General features: G+C 70.8%; 2 protein-coding genes. Both read left to right on the top strand.

What is annotated here, in order from left to right:
- Nucleotides 1-340: 340 nt before the first annotated feature.
- On the top strand, nt 341-1,132 hold the full coding sequence (locus G5C60_RS50660; protein ID WP_165271077.1) for a S16 family serine protease: 792 nt from the start codon (nt 341-343) through the stop codon (nt 1,130-1,132).
- A 70-nt stretch (nt 1,133-1,202) separates the two neighbouring features.
- Nucleotides 1,203-1,421, top strand: a 219-nt coding sequence (locus G5C60_RS50655) for a fused DSP-PTPase phosphatase/NAD kinase-like protein (RefSeq protein ID WP_420907495.1), incomplete at its 3' end; no start/stop codon positions are given.

The raw sequence follows: 1,421 nt of genomic DNA, 5'->3' as shown, positions 1-1,421 counted from the left end.
TCGCGCAGTTCCCCGCGCCCCTGGGTTCGTTGGGGGTCGGGGCCGTGGGCCGGTGCGTCAGCCCGTCGCAGGGTGGGCATACGGCCCGGTGTCGGTACACAGTGCGGGTGGCCTGAGACCGAACCTACGCGACGGGCGTACGACGCACCGGCCCACGACCCCTCCCGCCGGTGGGCAAGTTGCGGTGCGTAGTGGCTGAGGGCTCGTCTTTTGGTCTTTTGGGGGCGCGGGGAACTGCGCGACCAGCCACGACGGACCCGCAGTCGCCCACGAACCGAACCCACCACCCCCGTAGGCGCCCCGCTGAACCGCCGGAGGCACACGGCGTTAGATTGATCCCGTGTTCTCTCGCCTCTCACGCCCCCGGGCCGTTGCCCTATTCGCTCTGCCGGTCGTGGCCCTGTTGGCCACAACGGCCTTCGCGCCGTTGCCGTTCGCGGTGGCGCAGCCCGGGATGACGGCGAATGTTCTGGGCGAGAACCAGGGAGAGCCGGTCATCACCATCATCGGCACGGAGACCCACAAGACGCGCGGGCAGCTGCGGATGACGACCATCGTGGCGACCGGACCCGACGCGGACGTGCGTCTGAGCGATGTGATCGACGGCTGGTTCGCCACGGACCGGGCCGTGATGCCGCGCGACTCCGTCTACCCGAGCGGCGACACCGTCAAGGAGATCGAGGAGTACAACGCCGAGGAGATGCGGAAGTCCCAGAACACGGCCACCGAGGCTGCCCTGAACTATCTCGGCGAGGACCCGGACGACATCAAGGTCACCCTTGAGCTCGCCGACGTCGGCGGACCCAGCGCCGGACTCCTCTTCTCGCTCGGCATCGTCGACAAGCTGGACGGCGACGGCAGCGGCGGCGATCTGACCGGCGGCCGTACGATCGCGGGCACCGGAACCATCGACGCCAACGGCACGGTCGGCGCGGTCGGCGGTGTCGCCCTCAAGACCCAGGCCGCCAAACGCGACGGCGCGACCGTCTTTCTCGTACCGAAGGCCGAGTGCTCGGACGCGGAGTCGGAGCTGCCGAAGGGGCTGCGGCTGATTCCGGTGACGACGTTGAAGGGCACGGTCGACGCCCTCCGCGCGCTGGAGACGGGCACCGGCTCGGTCCCCAGCTGCTGAAGCCGCCTCGGCTGAACCCACGCCCAGCGCCCACCGGTGCCCCGGGAGGCCGGGGCTGAAGGTCGTGCACATGCCGATCAGGGACGGGCAGACGCCCACCAACCAACAGGTCGACCGCTTCCTGCGGACTGTGGCGTCGTCGACCGGTCCGGTGTTCGTGCACTGCGGAGCCGGTGTCCGGTGTCGGGCGGACCGGCTCCATGGCCGCGGCCTACGTGGTGCGTACCGGCGCGGCGACCTCGATCCAGGCGGCGCTGCGGACCCTCGCGGTCGGCCCGCCCCCCCCCGC

Origin of the sequence: Streptomyces scabichelini (assembly GCF_011045015.1) — a bacterium.
GTDB lineage: Bacteria > Actinomycetota > Actinomycetes > Streptomycetales > Streptomycetaceae > Streptomyces > Streptomyces scabichelini.
Note: the sequence above shows the minus strand (reverse complement) of the source record. Positions and strands in the feature narration are given on the sequence as shown.